The organism is Janthinobacterium sp. NKUCC08_JDC, from assembly GCF_019345575.1.
Lineage (GTDB): Bacteria > Pseudomonadota > Gammaproteobacteria > Burkholderiales > Burkholderiaceae_D > Janthinobacterium > Janthinobacterium aestuarii.
Genome location: NZ_JAHKQW010000003.1, coordinates 234,296 through 253,978, shown reverse-complemented (window position 1 = coordinate 253,978; position 19,683 = coordinate 234,296). Strand labels below are relative to the sequence as shown.

The following is a 19,683-nucleotide window of genomic DNA, read 5'->3' as shown; positions in this document are numbered from 1 at the left end:
ACTAGCATGGATGGGCGGACTCTGCCGGGCAGGCAAGGTCCATCACTTCTGGCAGTCGATGACCTTGAAATCTTTCGAATAACAGATGCGCAACTCGCCCGAGTGCTTTTCATAGCCGAGCCAGCGGCCTTTCAGCTGTGGGTTGTGCTGCTTCATCCACTGGAACAGCTCGTTTTTCGGCATGGTGGAGTCCGGCAACTTCAAGGCCTGGAACAGTTCGCGTTCCTTCTCGAAATATTCCTTCGCCGTATCGAAATCGCAGGCGCCATGCTTTTCCCATTCGCCCTGCAGCAAGGCTTCGCCCGGCTGCATGCACATGTAGGGCAAGATGTCGGACGGCGCCAGTTTCGGCAAATTGCCCTTGCAGTAGCGCGGATGCATGTCCGTCTTGCGCGGCGGCGTCACGGAAATGTCTTCGCACGTGGCGGGATTGTTCGACTGCGCCCACAGCCCATGCACGATCCAGCCGAACTGGTTGCTCTCGGCGCACTGGAAAGCGGCCTTCTTCGACACGGCGCCACGGCGGCGCTGGCTGTCGCAAAAGCCTGGCGACCACGACAGCGCCAGCATGAAGTAATCGGTGGGCACGTTCGTGCTTTGCTTGTAGCACGTGTTTTTCTCGTCCGACGGCTTGACGTCGTAATCGTAATAGCTGACGTTGCGCGGAATGGCGCAGCTGGCGTCGGCCGCATGGGCGGCAGTTGCGGACAGGCTGAGGAAAACGGCGGCCAGCGCAGGCAAGACAGAGCGAATTTTCATCGTAATTCCTTCAAGATATAAAAACGCCGGCAACTGGGTGCCGGCGCGGTATCAGTCAAACGTGTACATCAGCAAACTTTATGCATCCAGCCGTGGGTGTCTGCGGCAGTGCCATGCTGCAAGCCCAGCAGCGCTTCGCGCAGGGCCAGGGTGACGGCGCCGTTTTCATTGTTGTTGATGGTCATTTCAAAGCCATTGGCCTTGGCCACGCCCACAGGCGTGATGACGGCGGCCGTGCCGCAGGCGAACACTTCGGTCATGCGGCCCGAGGCGATGTCGTCGCGCCATTGCTGGACGGACAATTTACGCTCTTCGGTCGCATAGCCGAGGTCTTTCGCCATTTCCAGCAGGCTGCGGCGGGTGATGCCTGGCAACAAGGTGCCCGTCAGCTCCGGCGTCACGACGGTGATCTTTTCGCCATCCTTGTAGACGAAGAACAAATTCATACCGCCCATTTCCTCGATGAACTCGCGGTGCACGGCGTCCAGCCACACGACCTGGTCGCAGCCCTTCTCTTGCGCTTGCGACTGCGCCATCAGGCTGGCCGCGTAGTTGCCCGCGCATTTGGCTTCACCGGTGCCGCCCGGCGCGGCGCGCACGAAGTCTTCGCTGATCCATACGGTGACGGGTTTCACGCCTTTCGGGAAGTAGGCGCCGGCTGGCGAGGCGAACAGTACGAACAGGTATTCTTCCGATGGACGCACGCCCAGGTAAGGATCGGTAGCGATCATCAGCGGACGCATGTACAGGCTCTCGCCCGTGTTCTTCGGCACCCAGTTGCGGTCTTGCGAAATGAGCGCGTCGCCCGCTTCCAGGAACAGCTCGACAGGAATGGCCGGCATGGCCAGGCGCGCGGCGCTGCGGTTGAAGCGCTCCGCGTTTTGTTCCGGGCGGAAAGTCTTGATGCTGCCGTCCGGCTGGGCAAACGCCTTGTAGCCTTCGAAGATGGCCTGGCCGTAGTGCAGGGACGAAGCGGATGGGTCCAGCATCAGCGGGCCGTAAGCCTTCAGTTCGCCCTGCTGCCACTTGCCGTCACGGTAAGGAATCACCACCATGTGGTCGGTGAAGATGCGGCCAAAGGCGGGATTGACCATGCGCGCGGCGCGCTCGGCGTCGGACAAGGGGTGGGCGGACGGGGTGACGACGAGATTCGGTGTGGAAGTGGTCATGGCAGCAATGGGAACTAGTGAACAGTATCCCTATTGTAGCGCCTATGACGCCCGATCAGGCAAACGGGGATGGCCCCCGCCCCGTGAACACAGGGCACCATCATTTGCGAATGATTCTCGTTTGCGTTAAAATATCAGCCTTCCTTCTTCCCGCCATGCCTGACGTCCTGCATGGCGGCGCTATCGAAAGCCGCCATGACCACTTCCTCCCTCCCCCAGTTGCGCGCCAGCACCGACGCCGTGCCCGCAGTGCGCCAGCCAAGCGCCGCCCCGCAACAACGGCGCTGGCACTGGACCTGGAAGCAGATATGGTTTCAATTGCACTGGTTTATCGGCATCACTGCCGGCACGGTGCTGGTGATCATTGGCCTGAGCGGCGCCACCCTGGCCTTCAAGGAGGAATTACTCGATGTCATGAACCCCGGCGTGCGCCATGTGTCCGTGGAAACCCACGCCCCGCTGACGCCGGCCCAGTTAAGTAGCATTGCCGCAGCCGAACACGGCCAGCGCGTGGCGTCGATCACCATGTATGCGCAAGCGGGCACGGCGCCACGGTTGTTCTTCGCGCCGAAGAACGGCCAGCGGCGCGGCGAGTCCATCTATGTGCATCCGTACACGGGCGCGACCCAGCCTGCGCTGGCGGGGGCGGAATTTTTCGAGTGGACGGAGTCATTGCACCGCTGGCTGCTGCTGCCGCGCGATCCGGGCCGGCAAGTGGCGGGTGCGCTGGCCCTGTGCCTGCTGGGGTTAGCCCTGTCCGGCCTGTATCTGCGCTGGCCCCGCCGTCCGCTGGACTGGCGCACGTGGCTGACCTTCGATCCCGCCCTGAAGGGCCGCTCCTTTTTGTGGAATCTGCACGCCGTGGCCGGCACCTGGTGCCTGATCGTCTACGTGGCGCTGACCTTGACGGGCATTTACTGGAGCTATGACGTGGTGCGCGACAATATCGACGCCTGGGCCGGCAAGCCGCCAAGGATGGCACAGGCACCCGCGAAAAAAGGCGGCGGCAACGAGAAGGCGCCCGCCGCCGACATCAGCCTGGCCTGGACCAGCTTCCAGCAGCACGCCGCCGGCTGGACCCTGGCCAGCGTGCGCCTGCCCACGCGCGCCGGCGAAGCCGTGCAATTCACGTGGCTGGCCAGCGATGCGCCGCACGAACGGGCGCGCAGCCGCATGAGCATTGCACCGGCCGACGGCAGCATCACGGAAAACGAGCCGTACAGCCAGCAAGCGCTCGGTGCACGCCTCGTCAACATCATTTATCCGCTGCACATGGGCACGTATTTCGGCTTGCCGGGCCGCATCATCGTTACCTTGGCCAGCCTGGGCCTGCCCTTGTTCGCCATCACGGGCTGGATGCTGTACCTGGGCCGCCGCAAGGCAAAACGGGCTGTCCAGGCGCAGCGCGCCATGCTGGGCGCCGGTGCAGCGGACAAGCAAAATACCGGCTTGCCCACCCTCGTCGCCTACGCCAGCCAGTCGGGACAGGCCGAGCGCCTGGCCCTGGAAAGCGCACGCGCCCTGCAGCAGGCCGGGGTCGCTGTCGACGTGCAGTCGCTGGACCGGTTTGATCCTGCGCAATTGCGCCAGTACGAACGGGCGCTGATCATCGCCAGCACCTTTGGCGAAGGCGAGGCGCCGGACGGCACGCGCCGCTTCGCGCGCCTGCTGCACGCAACATCGGGCAGGCCGCTGGCGGGCCTGGAATTCGGCATGCTGGCCCTGGGCGACCGCCATTACAGCGCCTTCTGCGGTTTTGGCCATGCGCTGGCGCAGCAATTGCAAGCGCTGGGCGCCCATCCATTATTCCCGCTGATCGAAGTGGACAAGCACGACCCCGCTGCCCTGGCCGACTGGTCCAAAGCACTGGCCCGCTGCAGCGGCAGCGCCATCGACGCCATCGGCGTACAGGAAGAAGCGTCGTATGCCGAGTGGCGCCTGACGCGGCGCGTGCTGCTCAACCCGGGGAGCCTGGGCGGCGAATTGCATGAAATCACCTTGACGGGCCCGGCCGGCGCCACCTGGGAAGCGGGCGCGCTGGCGGAAATCATCGCCCGCAACGCGGATGGCAGCGAGGGCGACGCGCATCACGGCCAGCACGCGCCCCGCAGCTATTCGCTCGCTTCGCTGCCATCCGATGCCGAACTGCAGTTGCTGGTGCGCCAGGAACGCCATGCGGGCGAGGACAACCAGGGATTTGGCGTCTGTTCCGGCTGGCTCACGCGCTTCGCCCCTCTGGGCGGCCCCATCCGCTTGCGCCTGCAAGCCAATCCCGCCTTCGCGCCCGCCCTGGCCGACGTGCCCTGCATTTATATCGGCAACGGTTCCGGCCTGGCCGGCCTGCGTGCCCACTTGCGCGCGCGCCACCGGGCGGGGCTAGCCCACAACTGGCTGCTGTTCGGCGAGCGCCAGCAAGCTTTTGACAGCGTCTGCGGCGAAGAGTTGCAAGGCTGGCTCGACGCTGGCCACCTGGCGCGCCTGGACAGGGTCTTTTCGCGCGATGGCGAAACCCGGGAATACGTGCAAGACCGCCTGCGCGCCAACGCTGAAGAGTTGCGCGAGTGGCTGGCGCAAGGCGCCATCGTCTACGTATGCGGCAGCCTGCAAGGCATGGCGGCAGGAATCGATGCTGTACTGCAAGAAGTGCTGGGCCAGGAGGGCCTCGACGCCCTGCTGGCGGCCGGACGCTACCGCCGCGACGTGTATTGACTTAGATCAGGCTGCCGCCCGCGCCGCCCGGCTATGTGGGCAGGCGCACGGTCAGCACCAGCCATCGCACTAGAGTGGAGTCATTCCCACCCACTGCCTGAGAGGCTAGCCATGAAAAATCCCTGGATGAGCATGTACCTGAGCGCCGCCAACCGCATCGCCAACACGGCGCGCGGCCACGCCACGGCCGCCGTCAAGCGCGAGGCGGCGAAAAATACGCGGCAGTTGACGCAAGTGTGGTTCGATTCCTTCCTGCCGCCCGCAAGCAAGCCACGGCGCAGCCGCAAGGCCAAATAGGCCCTTGGGAGCAGGCGAACTGGTGCAGTGCATCACAGCAATAAGTTGAAGTTACGACCAGGTGAACTAAACTGCAAGCATGGTAGTACATATGGAAGTGACCGGCAGGCACCGCATCCCCGCGCCGCCGCCGGGACACCGGGAGACGACCATGTTGACGCTCAAAGTGCTGGCCTGCCTTGCCCTGTCGGCCCTGATGCTTGCGCCCCTCGTGTTGAGGGATACGATGCAGCTATCAGCCGGACAGCAGTTGCAGGTGCCCAATGTCGATGCGCATGCCATGTGGAGCCATTGGCCCAAGCAATAATACGCGCTCGGTAACACGTCGCATTGAGGAAAACCGCTTTATTGCGGATGGGGATTTGTTCCCCGTTTTCCTTCATTTCTCAGTGCCCCCCCCTCCCCTCTTCAGCATATTTTTGATCCAGGTCATGGATTTGAAGCGTGGCTGCGCCCACACTGGAACAGTCCGCTTCGCACCGCGACGGACTTAACCGGGAGCATCGGCATGGGTAAATCGCATTGGAAGGATGAGATGGCGCTGGGTGTTCCCGTCATCGACGAGGCGCATGAGGCGCTGTTTCAGGAGCTGGCGCGGCTGCAGCAATTGGGCGACCAGCATTTCAGCGTGGCGTTTCGCGAGCTGATTGCGGCCGTCGAACGCGATTTCCGCGAGGAAGAGGATTTGATGGAAGAAATCGCCTTTCCCTCGCTGGCCAACCACCGCGAACAGCATGCGCGCGTGCTCAGCGGCTTGCACCATGCCTGGGCCGCCGTCGATGAAGGCGACCTGGAACAGGGACGCCATGCGCTGTCGCTGTTGCCGCAATGGTTGATCTTCCACCAGGCCACCATGGACCTGGCCCTGGCGGCGGCGCTGGAACTGGTGCAGCGCCAGCCCAATTAGACGCTACAGCAGCAGCACCGTCGCCTGCTCGGGCATGACCACGCGGTAGTGTCCCGGGTATTTGTCTTCGCCGTCGAAAATCTTGCAAAACACGGGCTGGTTGATGTCGTTGACGGCCGCCTCGTTCATGGGCAAGGTGGCGATCAGCTGTTCTCCATCCATCAACTGCAAGGCGCTGCCCCGCTCGGCCGCGCAAAAGGCCAGCGATTGCACGTCGCTGGCGAACGGCCGCTTGTACCACGGGGTGATGGCCCGCACGGCGCGCCGGGCGTCGTGCAAGACTTGCCCCACGCGCGTGACGTTCCACGCATCGCGCGCCACGGCGGGCTGCAGGACGATATTCGCCGTCAGCTCACCCCTGCCCTTGTTCACCAGGAAAGTGCCATCTTGCGCGGCGATATCGTCGTTGAGCGGCACGACAAACACGCCGCCGTCAGACACCTTGATCGGCATGGGCGCGCCATTGCCTTGCAAGGCTACGCGCACGTCGTCGATGGTGGCGCTCAGCTTGGCAGGAATCAGGCGCAGGGCCATGACCACGCTGCCGCTCGACACTTGCCACACTTTCCTGGCCGTCAGATAACTTTCGCGGTAAGCCGTGAAGCGCACGCGTGGCGCCTTGGCGTCGCTGCTGGCCGTGATCGTCACCGTTTGCGGTGGCAGCGCCTCTTCCACTGGCGCGGCGGGCGTGACCGGCGCAAGAGGTGCTGGCATGGTATCGGTGGCGGGCGGCACGCTGGCGCTCTGCAGCGGCGCGGGAACAGCCAGCGGCGTCGCGTGTTCCTGGGCCTGGCCCAGCGACACGACACACAACCATCCAGCACAAGCGATCCATGTACGCATGCATTTCTTTCAATGAGGAAAATATTTTGTCAGCGCCTGCATTATCGCAGAAGGCCAGACCTTACGCCGCCATGGGCTTCTGCACAGTTTTGGTGCGCACGCTTGATTATTTGGCAAATACCACCTATATTGATAATGATTCCCATTCACGAAATTGAAGGGAATCGCGCGCCCTTCCTTTCCACTGCCCGTCCGCGCCGGGCCTTGCGGTGGAACTGCTATCCAAGCCAGACCACGGGCCAGCGTCACGCCATCCCCCCAGCTACTGCGCACCTCGCCAGACGAGATAGGAACACTCACGACTAAAAATATTCCAGGAAAATGATGCAATCAACGACAGTCTCCTCTTCTTCGCGCCAGCCCGCCTTGCGCCCCCATCTGTTACACATCAGCTTGCTGAGCCTTGCCGCCGGCGTGGTTTTGCCCGCACAGGCCGCCGACGCGGCCGCGGCCGCGGCCGACGTCACCATGCCGGCCGTCACCGTACTGGGCCAGTCGACGGCGACGACGGAAGGCACGCAGTCGTACACGGCAGGCGAAGCACGTAGCGCCACGCGCATGGAGCTGACCTTGCGCGAGACGCCGCAATCGGTCAGCGTCATCACACGCCAGTTGCTCGACGACCTGGGCGCCGTGCGGCTGGACCAGGCGCTGGCGCAGACGACGGGCATCCAGGTGGGCCAGAACGACACGGAGCGCACGCGGTTTTATGCGCGCGGCTTCGGCATCAACAATCTCCAGATCGACGGCATGGCGCGCGGCGGCAATGCGCCGCTGCAAGACACGATCCTGTATGACCGTATCGAAGTCGTGCGCGGCGCCACCGGCTTGATGGGCGGCACGGGCGATCCGTCGGCCACCATCAACATGATACGCAAGCGGCCCACGAAGGAATTCCAGGTCAGCGCCGGCCTCATCATGGGCCGCTGGGACGACCAGCGCTTCGAAGCCGACCTGTCCACGCCGCTGAACGCGGAGGGCAGCGTGCGGGCGCGCACGGCCCTGGCCTGGCAAAAACGCGATTCCTACCTGGACATGTATCACGAACACAAGACGGTCGGCATGGTCATCGTCGAGGCGGACTTGCGCCCCGGCACCTTGCTGACGGCCGGCGTCGACTTCCAGGACAACAAGCCCACGGGCGCCACCTGGGGTGCCGTGCCTTACTGGAATGCGGATGGCAGCCTGGCGAACTTGCCGCGCAACACCAGTTTCACGACGCCATGGAGCACCTGGGCCAACAAGCAGCACACGCTGTTCACGTCGCTGGACCAGCGTCTGCCCGGCAACTGGAATATGCATCTGGGCTACGCGCGCACGGAAAGCACGAACCGCACCACCGTCGCCTATGCGGGTGGCGGCCATCCAGACCCGACCACCGGCGCAGGCATGCTCCTGTGGACGGGCGCCTATGGTCCGGGCAAGACCACCAACGACAACTTCGACCTGTACGCCAGCGGCCCGTTCACCTTGCTGGGACGCAAGCACACGGCCATCGTCGGCTGGAACGGCGGCAACCAGCGCGCCCGTTCGCTCGGTGGCGAGGCGGACATCGATTACCCGGCCTTCGTTCCCGATTACCGCAGCTGGACGGGCAACATTCCCCGCCCCGTTTTCCATCCGGACGGTTCGCACTCGGAAACCATTACGCGCCTAGCGGGCGGCTATGTCGCCACGCGTTTGAGCCTGGCCGATCCGCTGCACGTCATCATCGGCGCGCGCACGAGCACTTACCGCACCGATACGCGCAACTACGATACACGGGGCGTGCACACGGACAATAGCGACTTTGCCGAGACGCGCAATGAAGTGACGCCCTATGTGGGCGCCGTGTTCGACATCAACAAGCAGTATGCCGCCTATGCCAGCTTCACGCAGCTGTTCAACCCGCAATCGAGCAAGGACCGCAACAACAAGTTCCTGGCGCCGGAAACGGGCGACAACGCGGAACTGGGCATCAAGGGCGAATTCTATGAAGGCAAGCTGAACGCATCGGCCGCCCTGTTCCACACGAAGAAAAAGAACCTGGCGGAACTCGACCGCACGGTGCCGCCCGGCTTCTTGCTGCCCGACGGCGGCCAGGCCATGGTGGCCAATGGCAAAGGCGTGACGGCCAAGGGCGTCGAGTTCGACGTTGCCGGCCAGATCACGCCCGGCTGGGAAGCGGGCGGCGGCTATACCTATCTGCACGCGGCCGAGGCCGATGGCCGCCGCGCCGCCACCACGCAGCCGCGCCATTTGCTGCGCCTGGCCACCAGCTACCGTTTCGACGGCAAGCTGGCCGGCTTGAGAGCGGGCGCCAGCATGACGGCGCAGAGCGCCACCTACAGCGAATCGTGGTACGGCCGGCCGCCATCGAACGCGATCACAAATATCCCGCAAGCGGGCTACGCGCTGGTCAACGCCATGGCCAGCTACGCGCTCAACCGGCACGCCAGCGTGCAGCTGAACGTGAATAACCTGCTCGACAAAAAGTACTACCGCAACGTGGGCTTCTTTGACGGCGTGTTCTGGGGCGAACCGCGCAACATCAGCCTCTCCGTGCGCACTGCGTTTTAAGCACGCCAGTGCGCGGGCGCCGGCAGGGTAAATCCTTCCAGCAAGGGACCGCCCACGGGCGCCAGCACGGCGGCGGCGACTTGCTCGAAGGCGCGCTGGCCGGCCGGCAAGTTGCTGGCGACCAGGCGCAACGCGCCGTCGAGCTGCGCGGCGATGGCGGTATCGAACGCTTGCAGGCGCCGGAACAGATGCTTGCCGCCGCCGCTCCATTCGCCGGCCGCGCGCAATTGCAGGTCGGCCAGCGCTTCGTACAGCTGACAGGCGACGGCCAGCGCCTCGCCCGGGTGTGTGCTGTCGACGAGGTCTTCCAGCGCGGTGGTGACGGCGTAGCGGCGGCGCTGCAGGTTTTCCACGTCGAGCGCGGGCGGTCCGGCCGTCTCGATGGCGTGCGCCAGCGCATGCAACCGGGCGTAGGCGTCGCCGGCAGCGACAATGTTTTCCCCTTCGACCACCATCATCGCCAGCGGCACCTTGCCGCCGGGCGCATCCATTTCCTTGCAAAAATACGTAAACGTGGCCACGTCGTGCCCGAACAGTTCCACCGTGCGCCCTTCGGCGACGAGGGTGTCGCGCCAGGCGCAGTCGACGTGGTCGAACAGCAGCAGCAAGTCGATATCGGAAGTGGCCGTTTGCCGGCCCGTGGCGAACGAGCCACCGATGATGGCCGCCACGGCCGAGGGATAGCGTTCGTGCACCAGCCGCAGGGCAATGGCGCGGATATCGTCATAAGTGGGGATCGTCGTCAAAGCCTGTGCTCCATGCCGAAAACGCCATCCTACACGCAATATGCGGCATGCCGCCATCCTGCTACACTGGCGCCATCTGACCGAGGAACAAACATGGAATACGACTGCATCGTGGTGCCCTCGCCCGTGGGCGAGCTGACCCTGGTGGCGCGCGGAGAAGCCCTGACCGCCATCCTGTGGGAAAACGACAAGCCGAACAGGGTGCGTCTGGGCGCCATGCGCGTCGATGACGGTTGCGCCGTGCTGCAGGAAACGGCGCGCCAGCTGGCTGAATATTTCGCCGGCACGCGCCAGCAATTCGACGTGCCGCTCGACTTTGCCGGCACGCCATTCCAGCAGGAAGTGTGGCGCGCGCTGCTGACGATACCGTACGGCCAGACGCGCAGCTATGGCGAGATCGCGCGCCAGATCGGCCGCCCCGCCGCCGTACGCGCCGTGGGTGCCGCCAATGGCAAGAATCCCATTTCCATCATCGCCCCCTGCCACCGTGTCATCGGCGCCACGGGCGAGTTGACGGGCTTTGCGGGCGGCCTGCATGCGAAGGAAACCTTGTTGGCGCTGGAAGGCATCACCCTGTCCAGCGACCGCGAAGCGCTGAAGACGGGCCACGCGCGCCGCCGCGCCAAGCAGGTTGATACGGCGCAAGGCTGTCTGTTTTAGGCTGCGGCATCGCTTCCCTTGTGGGATACTCACGCCCTCCGCTCAAGCCAACACATCCTATGCCCTACCTTGTCATCCTGTTCTTTGTCGTTCTGTATTTGCTGGCCACGTTCTTTTTCCACATCCCCGTCTTGATCGCCCTCGTGTATGGCGTGCTGAGCCTGAGCTGCTTCGTTGCCTATGCGATCGACAAGTCCGCCGCCAAGGAAGGCCGCTGGCGCACGTCGGAGCGCACCTTGCTGCTGCTGGGATTGTTGTGCGGCTGGCCTGGCGCCTTGCTGGCCCAGCAATGGCTGCGCCACAAGTCCAGCAAGCGCTCATTCCGCGTGCTGTTCTGGATCACGGTCGCCGTCAATATCGGCGCTTTCGTGTATTTCAGCATGCATTACGCGGCGCCCGATATCGGCACCGAAGTGGCACCCATCGAGCTGTAAATCTATCAACGCGAAAATGCAACAGTTATTGCGGCGCGTTGTAGGTGAAAAGCTCGCCTGTCAGAATATCAATATATCCGGCAATCAACCTAATTCATCGACACGGGAAAGCACTTTTCGACCATGCGCACTTTGCAAATCCACAATTTCTACTTGTTCCGCCTTGCTGTTGCGATTTGTTTCGCAATCACCTTGGCGGGCTGCACAAGCTATCGCTATATTCCTCCGGATTCGGATGCGGGCCGTCAATGCGTGACGAGCTGCGGGACCAATCAGCAAATATGCATTGCCGGCAAAGAGCAGATTGCGGCGAGCCAGGCACAGGCTTGTGAGATGCGCAACACCAGTACCGTTTCCATCTGCCTGGCCGTGGCGAAAACAGATGCGGACCGCGAACTATGCGCGAAGAAACGCCAATATTGTTCATCCAGCGCATCGACATGGCAATGCGACTCCGATTACAGAGCATGCTATACGCAGTGCGGCGGCAGGATCGAGGAAAGCCAATAAACGGCCGGAAGGCATATGCCGCTTAACAAGACGCCGGCGCGGCAGGCTAGCTTCGTCTAGTTATTCGCCCAGCAGGCGCAGCGATTCCAGCCAGTCGGCCTTCCATTCGCGCAGCAACGGTTGCGTGGCGAAGGCCTTTTTCAGATGCGCCATCGGCACGCGGTGCACGTCGTGCAAACCGAACGCCAGGGTCACCGGATGCCACAGGTGGCTGTTCTTGCCGCCGCGCGAATTCTTGCGCACGCGCGCGCCATCATCGCCAAAGATACCCACGCCACTAGCCAGCCCCTGTTCCAGGTCAACCTTGCCCACACCGGCAAAGGCCATCAGAATCTGCTCGCGCCCCAGACCCTTCAGGGCGCTGGGCAGAACGGCGGGCGCCTTCTCCGCTTCCGCTTCGGCCAGCTGCGGGTGCTGCAATTCCTTGAGCAAACGCAGCAGATCGCGCTCCTGGAAATGCAAGCCGTCCAGCGGCACGCGCAGTCCCGGCGCCTTCAGTTCGATGGCGATGTTGCTTGAATCGCGCGTAAAACGCAGCCACACATCGTCGGCGCCCGAGGCCAGATGCTCTTTGTCGCCGATGAACACGACGGGCGCCGCGTAGCGCGTCACGCCGTCATGGAACAGCTCGGCCCACGCTTCGCTGTAATCGAGCCAGACGTACGGCAAGCCGCCCTGCTCCAGCAAGCGCGCCAGGGTCCACGGCGTGCCTGTCTGTTGCGCCAGCCAGGCACAGGCGTCAAAGGCGGTGGCGCGGTATGGCAGGGATAGGGAGGTCATGGCGGTTCCATCGATAAAAGTGGAGCGCAGTGTAGCAGACGCCGCCACCATCGCTTCGGCAGGCGCATCCGGCGCGCCATTCCTGCACGATGTGCTAGGCTGGAAACAGCAGCACGCGCCACGGCCACCTCGGCAGCGTGGTGCACCACCGCGAGGAGATCATCATGCATTCGAGCACCAACGCCGCCACCGCACCCGCCCCGCCACCGGAGCGCGATTCACCCACGCCGGCCAGCGAAAGCCACGCCGAGGAAATCCTCGATGAAGCGCTGAAGGAAAGCTTTCCGGCCAGCGACCCGATTGCCATTGCAACACCCAAACCGCCGAGCAAGCCACCTGCCGGTAGGTCGTAAGCCGACGACACCACCGTCGCGGCCAACAATATTGTCGGATTACGCGCTTGCGCGCTAATCCGACCTACCTCCCCACCGCCAGCACCCCATCCGCCAGCCCGTAGGTCGGCTTAGCGCGCAGCGCGTAAGCCGACGACGCCACAATTGCAAGCTCGCAAAGCCACCACCATGGTGGTTATGCCTGCACCACATCCAAATGACGCTCCCGTGCGTAGATGGCTATGCCATCACCTGATTTGTTACCACGCGGAAAGGGAAAGCCATGCAGCATTACAGCAAAAAGACGGATCCCATGGACCAGCGCCTGTACCTGGCCCAGCGCATCGACCGGGCCGATGCGCGCCTGCGGCGGCTGAACGAGGCGCTGGCCGATGCGGCGGCGCGCGAACGCTGTGCACGCTGGATTACCGCCTGGGCCGTGGCGGCGGGTGCCGACGCGCCACGCGGCATGAAACTGCGCATCCGTGGCGAATTCATCTTGCTGTAGAAAGCAAAAAGCCCCGCCGGGCATTGCGCCGGGCGGGGCTGTTCAGTCCGTACTGCGGCCAGTTGAACTAGTCGCGGTACTGCTCGGGCGTCGTGTCGCCATCGGCGATTTCATACCACATCGCATTGAGTACGGCGAAGGTCGCCGCCAGCGGCAGACCCAGTATCCAGGCGAAATACCACATAGTTAATTCCTTTCGTAAATTCTTAGTAGGCGTGACCGGTTTCGTCTTCGATGGCTTTGCCGTCAACCTTACCCCACAGCACTTTATACACCCACGTCGTGTACGCCACGATGAGGGGAATGAAGACGGCCGTGACGACCAGCATGATGAACAGGGTCATGTGGCTGGACGAGGAATCCCACACCGTCAGGCTGGCGCGCGGGTCGATCGATGATGGCAGGATGAACGGGAACATGGCCGCGCCCACGCTGAGGATGATGCCGGCGATGCTGGCCGCGCTGGCCAGCAAGGCAGGCACTTCGCGGCGTGCGCGCAGCAAGGCGAACGCCAGCAAGGGCCCAAGCAAGCCCAGCGCAGGGGCGATCCAGGTCCACGGATGGGCGGCAAAGTTGAGGAACCAGGCGCCCACATGCACTTGCGCCGTTTTCAGCATCGGGTTCGACGGGCCATCGGTGACAACGGCGCTGGTGACGCGGTAGCCATCGACCCACAGCCACAGGGCCACGCCGGCCAGCGCATACAGCACGACGGTGGCGATCGCCGCCACGCTGCCGTAGCGGCGCGAGCGTTCTGCCACGGCACCGTCCGTTTTCACTTGCAGCCAGGTGGCGCCGTGCATCACCAGCATGGCCACCGAGACGAGGCCGCATAGCAGCGCGAACGGGTTGAGCAGCGCAAAGAAACTGCCGTCATAGAAGATGTGCATGTCCGGCGAAAAACGGAACGGCACGCCTTGCAGCACGTTGCCGATCGCCACGCCGCAGATCAGGGCCGGCACGAAGCCCCCCACGAACAGGGCCGTATCCCAGCGGGCGCGCCAGCGCGGATCTTCGCGCTTGCTGCGGAACTTGAACGCCACGGGACGCACGATCAGCGCCACGAGGATGACGAACATGGCCAGATAAAAGCCCGAGAACGAGACGGCGTACAGTTGCGGCCAGGCGGCAAAGATGGCGCCGCCGCCGAGGATCAGCCATACCTGGTTGCCTTCCCACACGGGGCCGATGCTGTTGATGATGACTCTGCGCTCGAGGTCCGTCTTGCCGGCAAACGGCAGCAAGATACCCGTGCCCAGGTCGAAGCCGTCCGTGATGGCAAAGCCCACCAGCAAGATGCCGATCAGCAGCCACCAGATCAGGCGCAAAGTTTCATACGAAATCATTTCATGCAAAATCATGGTCTGGTCCTCCTCAGGCGCATTGAGTATGAATGGCTGCGGCCGCTGGCACGGGGGCCGGCGCCGTCTCTTCCGGCCCCTTGCGGATGGCCTTGAGCATGAGCTTCATTTCAATAACCAACAGCACGGTGTAGATAGCGGCAAAGCCGGCAATGGTGATCAGCAAGGTCGAAGCGCCCAGGTTCGAGACGGCCACGGCCGTTGGAAGCACGCCTTCGATGACCCACGGCTGGCGGCCCACTTCGGCCACGATCCAGCCCGCCTCGATCGCCACCCACGGCAGCGGGATGGCGAACACGGCCAGCTTCAGCAGCCAGCGGTGCTTGTCCAGCGTACGGCGCGTCGACAGCACAAAGAACGTGCCGGTCAACAGGATAAAGAACATGCCCAGGCCCACCATCACGCGGAAGGACCAGAACAATGGCCCCACGGGCGGCACGGTATCGAGCGCGGCCTTGCGGATCTGCTCGGGCGTGGCCTGGCGCGGATCGTCGACATAGCGTTTCAGCAGCAAGGCGTAACCCATGGACTGGCCTTTCGACTCGAACACATCCTTCGCGTCCTGCGGCACGGGCGCGCCTGGCGCCACGCTGCGGATGGTTTGCAGCGCGTCATACGCCTTGATGCCATCCTGGATCAGCAGTTCGCCACGGTCGACCAGCTGCTCGATGCCGGGAATTTCCGTCGTCAGCGAACGCGTGCCGATCAAGCCCATCACCATCGGGATGTGCACGGCGTAATGCGTCTCGCGCGCTTGCGCATCGGGGAAGCCGATGGCCGTAAAGGCGGCAGGGGCCGGCTCCGTCGTCCACATGGCCTCGATGGCGGCCAGCTTCATCTTTTGATGTTCCGACGACAGATAGCCGCTTTCATCGCCGAGCACCACCACCGACAAGGTGGCGGCCAGTCCGAACGAGGCGGCCACCGTCATCGAGCGCTTGGCCAGCTGCACGTGGCGGCCCTTCAGCAGATACCAGGCGGAAATACCGAGCACGAAAATCGATGCTGCCGTGTAACCGGCCGACACCGTGTGCACGAATTTCGCCTGCGCTACCGGGTTCGTCAGCACGGCGCCGAAGTCCGTCACTTCCATGCGCATGGTTTGCGGATTGAAGGCCGCGCCGACGGGATTTTGCATCCAGCCGTTGGCGATCAGAATCCACAGGGCCGAGAAGTTCGAGCCAATGGCCACCAGCCAGGTCGTGACCAGATGGCCCCGCTTCGACAGCTTGTCCCAGCCGAAGAAGAATAGGCCGACGAAGGTCGCTTCCAGGAAGAAAGCCATCAAGCCTTCGATGGCCAGCGGCGCGCCGAAAATGTCGCCCACATAATGGCTGTAATAGCTCCAGTTCATGCCAAACTGGAATTCCATGACGACACCCGTCGCCACGCCCATGGCGAAGTTGATGCCGAACAAGACACCCCAGAACTTGGTCATGTCGCGCCAGATGGGACGGTTCGTCATCACGTAGACCGTCTCCATGATGGCGAGCAGCACTGACAGGCCTATCGTCAGCGGAACAAATATAAAGTGGTACAGAGCTGTCAGCGCGAACTGCAGTCTGGATAAAGCGACAATATCGAAGTCCATATGATTTCCTTGGTGTTTCCTTACTGTGTGTAAACTTGCTACCTTTCCAATACTGACCGGTTGCCCGTCAGTCCCCCCGCAAGCCCGCCAGAGCAGTCTCGAAGGCATCCGTGCCACGCCGCGCATCAGCCACGATACGGCCATCGCGCAAGCTGACCAGCCGGTCCGCCAGCGCCGCTTCGCGCCGCAAGTGGGTTGCGATCAGCAAGCTGCGCCCTGCGCTGCGGGCGCGCAGGCGCTGCAAGACGTCAATCGCCGTCTGCGCATTGAGCGCTTCCGTCGCTTCATCCAGCAGCCACAAGGTCGATTCATGCAGGAACAGCCGCGCCAGCGCCAATCGCCGCGCCTGGCCGCCGGACAAGCCCAGGCCGCCCTCGCCCAGCATGGTGTCCAGGCCGCCCGCAAACGCACGCACCTCGTCGTCCAGGCCGGCAGATTGCAGCGCTTCCCACAGCTGCGCATCGCTGGCGGACGGGTCGGCCAGGCGCAGGTTGTCGCGCAAGCTGTCCTGAAATAGTTCCGTCTTCTGCGTAAACAGGCAGGCGCGCGGCGCGGCCACCTTGCCCGACAGCGGCGCCAGTTCGCACGCGGCGATGGCCAGCAAGGTCGACTTGCCCGCGCCACTGGGGCCGATCAAGGCGACGCGCTCGCCATCGGCGATGTGCAGCGATACGTCATGCAAGATGGCATTATTGCTGCCCGCATGCGCGGCGCTGACGTGTTCCAGGCGCAGGCCCGGTGCGGCGTCGACAGGCGGCGCAGCGATCTCTTCAACATCGAGGCGCGGCGCCAGACGCCGTACGGCCAGCAGCATGCGCCCCGCTTCCAGCGCGCCGCGGCGCAGTCCGGCAAATGGTTCCACAGCCGTCAGGGCGATCAGCAAGGCCAGGGCCGCCAGCGGCAAACTCATCGTTTGCTGTTCCACCAGCGCAGCCACGGCCAGCAGCACGCCAGCCAGAGTCGCGCTGCCGGCCACACCATACGCGGCGCCGGCCGCCGTTTCCAGGCGCAGCAGGGCAAAATCGGCTTGCGCCAGCGAACGGTCGATCTGCCCCAGCGCCGCGCATTGGGCGTCGATGCGGCCTGCCATCACGAGATCCGTCTGGCCTGCCACGAGGTCGATGGTGCCAGAACGCAATTTTTCGATGGCGCGCGAGCGCACGATGGCGGGACGGCGGGCGCCGCGTGCCACGATCCAACTGACGCCTCCACCGGCGGCCAGCAGCCACACGGCCAGGCCCAGGCCCAGCTGCCACTGCATCACGCCCAGCGCCACGCCGGCCAGCAGGGCCACGCACAGGGCCGTGAAGGCCGGCACGAGCAGGCGCAAGTACAGCGATTCGAGCGCGTCGATATCGGCCGTCAGGCGAAACAGCAGCTTGGCGGGCTGGCGCAGCAAGCGGCTGGCCGCTTCCGGACGCGACCAGCCACGGAACAGGCGCACGCGGATGCTGGCCAGCGCGGCGAACGTGGCGTCGTGCGTGACGAGCCGCTCCGCATAGCGCGAACCCGTGCGGCCGATGGCCAGCAGGCGGATGCCGGCCGACGGGCCGAAGACGTCGAATACGATGGCCGTCGAGGCGTGCAAGCCGGCAATCGACGTGGCCGTGATAAACCAGCCGGACAAGCCCAATAACGCCATGCCGGCCACCGCCGTCAGGGCCGCCAGCAAGGCGCCCCCGATCAGCTTGCGGGGCTGGGCCAGCAGCAATTGCCGCAAGACGGGGTTCGATATGAGTGAAGTTTTCATGCGCGCAACTCCTGCACTTGGGCATGCGCATCGACCTGCGCCGTGCGCTGCAGCCGGCCAGCCAGCACCGGATCGTGCGTGGCGACGATCATCGTCTTGCCTTTCGCCAGTGCCAGCAGGGCGTCCGTCACGCGCGCCGCCGTTTCGCTGTCCAGGTGAGCAGTCGGTTCATCGACCAGCAGCAAGTCGGCATGCGGATGCAGGGCCACGCGGGCCAGGGCCAGGCGCACGGCTTCGCCGCCGGACAAGCCCTGGCCGCCATCGCTGAGCATGACGGCCGGCTGCGCCTGCGCCACCTTGGCCAGGTCCGCCAGGTGCAGCGCCTGCGTCACCTGCGCGGCGTTCGCCCCAACGCGGCCCAGGGTCACGTTCTGGCTGACGGAAGCGGCAAACACGTGCGGACGCTGTCCCATCCAGGCCATACGCTGGCGCAAGGTGTTGACCGTGCTGTCGGTCAGGCGCACGCCGCCGATGCGGATGTCGCCGCCGCTGGCGGGCAGCAAGCCGGCCAGCAGGGACAGCAAGGTGGTCTTGCCGGCGCCGCTGGCGCCCAGCAGGGCCACATGTTCGCCAGCGCGCACGGTCAGGTCAAAGCCGTCGAACACGGGCGCTTCGCCGGGATGGGCAAAGCGCAATTGCCGGAGTTCCACGGCGGGCGCCGCCGCCACAGCCATGGCGGCGGCGGAAACGGCCGCCACTTCCACACCAAAACCAGGCAAAGGCACGCCATCGGCCGCCAGGTCGTGCAAACCGGCCAGGCCCGCTTCGCCGGCCGCCTTGTCGTGCCAGACGGCGGCCAGTTCGCGCAGCGGCTCGAAGAACGCGGGGGCCAGCAGCAGGATGAACAAGCCCTGCCCCAGGCTCAGCTCGCGGCCCCAGGTACCGAAATTGATGCTGCCCAGCAGAGAGAAACCGATGAAGGCCGCCACCATGGCCACACCGAGCGCGGAAAACAGCTCGAGCACGGCCGACGACAAAAAGGCGATGCGCAGCACCACCATCGTGCGCCGGCGCACGGATTGCGACGAGGCATCGAGCCGTTCGGCCGTGGCGTCGACGGCGTCGAGCGCGCGCAAGGTGGCCAAACCGCGCAGGCGGTCCAGCAGGAAGGCGTTCATGCTGCCCATTTCCACCATCTGCGCGCGGCTGGCCGCTTGCGCGCCCATGCCGACGAGCGCCATGAAGACGGGAATCAAGGGGGCGGCGATGAGCAGGATCAGCGCGGCGATCCACGACAGCGGCGTCACCACGGCAAGGATCACGAGCGGCACGAGCATGACTTTCCAGCGCGCGGGTTTGTAGCGCACCAGATACGGCACGATGGCTTCGGCCTGTTCGGCGATGACGCTGGCCGCCTGGCCCGACTGGGCGCGCTGGCGGTCCAGCGGCGAGCGCTGCGCCAGCGCTTGCGCCACCTGTTCCCGCAAGGTGGACAGGTGTGCGCGCGCCGCCGCATACATACGCCGCGCGCCCCACGCTTCGCAGCCGGCGCGCAGCACGCCCAGCAGCAGCACGCCAGCGGCCGGCAACAGGGCCGCGCGCCAGGGTGCACCGTCTTGCATGGCTTGCACGGCCCAGGCCAGCAAGGCCGCCTGCGGCAGCCACAGCAAGGCGGCCCCGCCTTGCGCCAGGCTGGCGGCACGGGGAAGAATAAAGCGGGGCAAGGACAAGGACGTGGTCGGCATCTTCTATACTTCTTGAGTTTTCAGAATTTTCTGTAAATTCGATATTTTGTATAATACTGCGAAACATGACATATATCAATTGA

20 protein-coding genes are annotated in these 19,683 nt (G+C 64.2%); 10 read left to right on the top strand and 10 right to left on the bottom strand.

The window, feature by feature from the left end:
- Positions 1-42: 42 nt before the first annotated feature.
- Positions 43-759: a hypothetical protein gene (locus KO538_RS11060; RefSeq protein WP_080698773.1), complete on the bottom strand. Its 717-nt coding sequence runs from the start codon at positions 757-759 to the stop codon at positions 43-45.
- A 68-nt stretch (positions 760-827) separates the two neighbouring features.
- A complete protein-coding gene (locus tag KO538_RS11055; protein ID WP_058050799.1) occupies positions 828-1,928 on the bottom strand; it encodes a branched-chain amino acid aminotransferase in 1,101 nt (366 codons plus the stop codon).
- A 195-nt stretch (positions 1,929-2,123) separates the two neighbouring features.
- On the opposite strand from KO538_RS11055, the gene KO538_RS11050 reads away from it, so the two are divergent.
- The 4 genes from KO538_RS11050 to KO538_RS11035 all read left to right on the top strand — a co-directional run bounded on the left by KO538_RS11050 (position 2,124) and on the right by KO538_RS11035 (position 5,841).
- A complete protein-coding gene (locus KO538_RS11050) occupies positions 2,124-4,637 on the top strand; it encodes a sulfite reductase flavoprotein subunit alpha (RefSeq protein WP_219328336.1) in 2,514 nt (837 codons plus the stop codon).
- Between the two features lie 111 nt (positions 4,638-4,748).
- Positions 4,749-4,934 carry a hypothetical protein gene (locus tag KO538_RS11045; protein ID WP_139143467.1) on the top strand — a complete coding sequence of 62 codons (186 nt, stop codon included), beginning with the start codon at positions 4,749-4,751 and terminating at the stop codon, positions 4,932-4,934.
- A 151-nt stretch (positions 4,935-5,085) separates the two neighbouring features.
- On the top strand, positions 5,086-5,241 hold the full coding sequence (locus tag KO538_RS11040) for a hypothetical protein (RefSeq protein ID WP_219328335.1): 156 nt from the start codon (positions 5,086-5,088) through the stop codon (positions 5,239-5,241).
- A 201-nt stretch (positions 5,242-5,442) separates the two neighbouring features.
- Positions 5,443-5,841: a bacteriohemerythrin gene (locus tag KO538_RS11035; protein ID WP_034757497.1), complete on the top strand. Its 399-nt coding sequence runs from the start codon at positions 5,443-5,445 to the stop codon at positions 5,839-5,841.
- A 3-nt stretch (positions 5,842-5,844) separates the two neighbouring features.
- On the opposite strand, the gene KO538_RS11030 is transcribed toward KO538_RS11035, so the two are convergent.
- Positions 5,845-6,684 carry a hypothetical protein gene (locus KO538_RS11030; RefSeq protein WP_219328334.1) on the bottom strand — a complete coding sequence of 280 codons (840 nt, stop codon included), beginning with the start codon at positions 6,682-6,684 and terminating at the stop codon, positions 5,845-5,847.
- A 324-nt stretch (positions 6,685-7,008) separates the two neighbouring features.
- Here KO538_RS11030 and KO538_RS11025 point away from each other — a divergent pair, with 324 nt between their 5' ends.
- Complete coding sequence (locus tag KO538_RS11025; RefSeq protein ID WP_219328333.1) at positions 7,009-9,243, top strand: TonB-dependent siderophore receptor; 2,235 nt, start codon at positions 7,009-7,011, stop codon at positions 9,241-9,243.
- On the opposite strand, the gene KO538_RS11020 is transcribed toward KO538_RS11025, so the two are convergent.
- Entirely contained in the window at positions 9,240-9,989 is a 750-nt protein-coding gene (locus tag KO538_RS11020; RefSeq protein ID WP_034757490.1) for a nucleotidyltransferase domain-containing protein, read from the bottom strand. The genes KO538_RS11025 and KO538_RS11020 overlap by 4 nt on opposite strands.
- Positions 9,990-10,082: 93 nt before the next feature.
- On the opposite strand from KO538_RS11020, the gene KO538_RS11015 reads away from it, so the two are divergent.
- The 3 genes from KO538_RS11015 (at position 10,083) to KO538_RS11005 (ending at position 11,593) form a co-directional block, all read left to right on the top strand.
- The gene (locus KO538_RS11015; RefSeq protein ID WP_070304363.1) at positions 10,083-10,649 is read left to right on the top strand and encodes a methylated-DNA--[protein]-cysteine S-methyltransferase; all 567 of its coding nucleotides are present in this window, start codon (positions 10,083-10,085) and stop codon (positions 10,647-10,649) included.
- A 59-nt stretch (positions 10,650-10,708) separates the two neighbouring features.
- Positions 10,709-11,083 (top strand): DUF1294 domain-containing protein, encoded by a 375-nt coding sequence (locus KO538_RS11010; RefSeq protein ID WP_219328331.1) that lies wholly within the window; start codon positions 10,709-10,711, stop codon positions 11,081-11,083.
- 123 nt (positions 11,084-11,206) lie between these two features.
- On the top strand, positions 11,207-11,593 hold the full coding sequence (locus KO538_RS11005) for a hypothetical protein (RefSeq protein ID WP_139143464.1): 387 nt from the start codon (positions 11,207-11,209) through the stop codon (positions 11,591-11,593).
- Positions 11,594-11,653: 60 nt separating this feature from the next.
- On the opposite strand, the gene KO538_RS11000 is transcribed toward KO538_RS11005, so the two are convergent.
- On the bottom strand, positions 11,654-12,373 hold the full coding sequence (locus tag KO538_RS11000) for a hypothetical protein (protein ID WP_219328330.1): 720 nt from the start codon (positions 12,371-12,373) through the stop codon (positions 11,654-11,656).
- 164 nt (positions 12,374-12,537) lie between these two features.
- On the opposite strand from KO538_RS11000, the gene KO538_RS10995 reads away from it, so the two are divergent.
- Positions 12,538-12,726: a hypothetical protein gene (locus KO538_RS10995; RefSeq protein WP_070304418.1), complete on the top strand. Its 189-nt coding sequence runs from the start codon at positions 12,538-12,540 to the stop codon at positions 12,724-12,726.
- A 262-nt stretch (positions 12,727-12,988) separates the two neighbouring features.
- Positions 12,989-13,213 carry a hypothetical protein gene (locus KO538_RS10990; RefSeq protein WP_034757471.1) on the top strand — a complete coding sequence of 75 codons (225 nt, stop codon included), beginning with the start codon at positions 12,989-12,991 and terminating at the stop codon, positions 13,211-13,213.
- A gap of 67 nt (positions 13,214-13,280) precedes the next feature.
- Here KO538_RS10990 and cydX read toward each other — a convergent pair whose 3' ends face one another.
- From cydX to cydD, 5 genes are all read right to left on the bottom strand, one after another.
- On the bottom strand, positions 13,281-13,397 hold the full coding sequence (gene cydX / locus KO538_RS10985) for a cytochrome bd-I oxidase subunit CydX (RefSeq protein WP_034757467.1): 117 nt from the start codon (positions 13,395-13,397) through the stop codon (positions 13,281-13,283).
- A 22-nt stretch (positions 13,398-13,419) separates the two neighbouring features.
- Positions 13,420-14,574 carry a cytochrome d ubiquinol oxidase subunit II gene (cydB, locus tag KO538_RS10980; RefSeq protein ID WP_219328329.1) on the bottom strand — a complete coding sequence of 385 codons (1,155 nt, stop codon included), beginning with the start codon at positions 14,572-14,574 and terminating at the stop codon, positions 13,420-13,422.
- A gap of 13 nt (positions 14,575-14,587) precedes the next feature.
- Entirely contained in the window at positions 14,588-16,165 is a 1,578-nt protein-coding gene (locus KO538_RS10975) for a cytochrome ubiquinol oxidase subunit I (RefSeq protein ID WP_219328328.1), read from the bottom strand.
- 67 nt (positions 16,166-16,232) lie between these two features.
- Complete coding sequence (locus KO538_RS10970) at positions 16,233-17,915, bottom strand: amino acid ABC transporter ATP-binding/permease protein (protein ID WP_219328327.1); 1,683 nt, start codon at positions 17,913-17,915, stop codon at positions 16,233-16,235.
- On the bottom strand, positions 17,912-19,600 hold the full coding sequence (gene cydD, locus KO538_RS10965; RefSeq protein WP_219328326.1) for a thiol reductant ABC exporter subunit CydD: 1,689 nt from the start codon (positions 19,598-19,600) through the stop codon (positions 17,912-17,914). The genes KO538_RS10970 and cydD overlap by 4 nt, the downstream gene beginning before the upstream one ends.
- Between the last annotated feature and the right edge of the window lie 83 nt (positions 19,601-19,683).

What these genes read in the sequence shown, in the direction of transcription:
- KO538_RS11055 (WP_058050799.1), bottom strand. Translation starts at nt 1,928, where the DNA reads ATGACCACTTCCACACCGAATCTCGTCGTCACCCCGTCCGCCCACCCC.
- KO538_RS11050 (WP_219328336.1), top strand. Translation starts at nt 2,124, where the DNA reads ATGACCACTTCCTCCCTCCCCCAGTTGCGCGCCAGCACCGACGCCGTG.
- KO538_RS11040 (WP_219328335.1), top strand. Translation starts at nt 5,086, where the DNA reads ATGTTGACGCTCAAAGTGCTGGCCTGCCTTGCCCTGTCGGCCCTGATG.
- KO538_RS11045 (WP_139143467.1), top strand. Translation starts at nt 4,749, where the DNA reads ATGAAAAATCCCTGGATGAGCATGTACCTGAGCGCCGCCAACCGCATC.
- KO538_RS11025 (WP_219328333.1), top strand. Translation starts at nt 7,009, where the DNA reads ATGCAATCAACGACAGTCTCCTCTTCTTCGCGCCAGCCCGCCTTGCGC.
- cydB (WP_219328329.1), bottom strand. Translation starts at nt 14,574, where the DNA reads ATGATTTTGCATGAAATGATTTCGTATGAAACTTTGCGCCTGATCTGG.
- KO538_RS11005 (WP_139143464.1), top strand. Translation starts at nt 11,207, where the DNA reads ATGCGCACTTTGCAAATCCACAATTTCTACTTGTTCCGCCTTGCTGTT.
- KO538_RS11030 (WP_219328334.1), bottom strand. Translation starts at nt 6,684, where the DNA reads ATGCGTACATGGATCGCTTGTGCTGGATGGTTGTGTGTCGTGTCGCTG.
- cydD (WP_219328326.1), bottom strand. Translation starts at nt 19,600, where the DNA reads ATGCCGACCACGTCCTTGTCCTTGCCCCGCTTTATTCTTCCCCGTGCC.
- KO538_RS11015 (WP_070304363.1), top strand. Translation starts at nt 10,083, where the DNA reads ATGGAATACGACTGCATCGTGGTGCCCTCGCCCGTGGGCGAGCTGACC.
- KO538_RS10990 (WP_034757471.1), top strand. Translation starts at nt 12,989, where the DNA reads ATGCAGCATTACAGCAAAAAGACGGATCCCATGGACCAGCGCCTGTAC.
- KO538_RS10995 (WP_070304418.1), top strand. Translation starts at nt 12,538, where the DNA reads ATGCATTCGAGCACCAACGCCGCCACCGCACCCGCCCCGCCACCGGAG.
- KO538_RS10970 (WP_219328327.1), bottom strand. Translation starts at nt 17,915, where the DNA reads ATGAAAACTTCACTCATATCGAACCCCGTCTTGCGGCAATTGCTGCTG.
- KO538_RS10975 (WP_219328328.1), bottom strand. Translation starts at nt 16,165, where the DNA reads ATGGACTTCGATATTGTCGCTTTATCCAGACTGCAGTTCGCGCTGACA.
- KO538_RS11060 (WP_080698773.1), bottom strand. Translation starts at nt 759, where the DNA reads ATGAAAATTCGCTCTGTCTTGCCTGCGCTGGCCGCCGTTTTCCTCAGC.
- KO538_RS11000 (WP_219328330.1), bottom strand. Translation starts at nt 12,373, where the DNA reads ATGACCTCCCTATCCCTGCCATACCGCGCCACCGCCTTTGACGCCTGT.
- KO538_RS11010 (WP_219328331.1), top strand. Translation starts at nt 10,709, where the DNA reads ATGCCCTACCTTGTCATCCTGTTCTTTGTCGTTCTGTATTTGCTGGCC.
- cydX (WP_034757467.1), bottom strand. Translation starts at nt 13,397, where the DNA reads ATGTGGTATTTCGCCTGGATACTGGGTCTGCCGCTGGCGGCGACCTTC.
- KO538_RS11035 (WP_034757497.1), top strand. Translation starts at nt 5,443, where the DNA reads ATGGGTAAATCGCATTGGAAGGATGAGATGGCGCTGGGTGTTCCCGTC.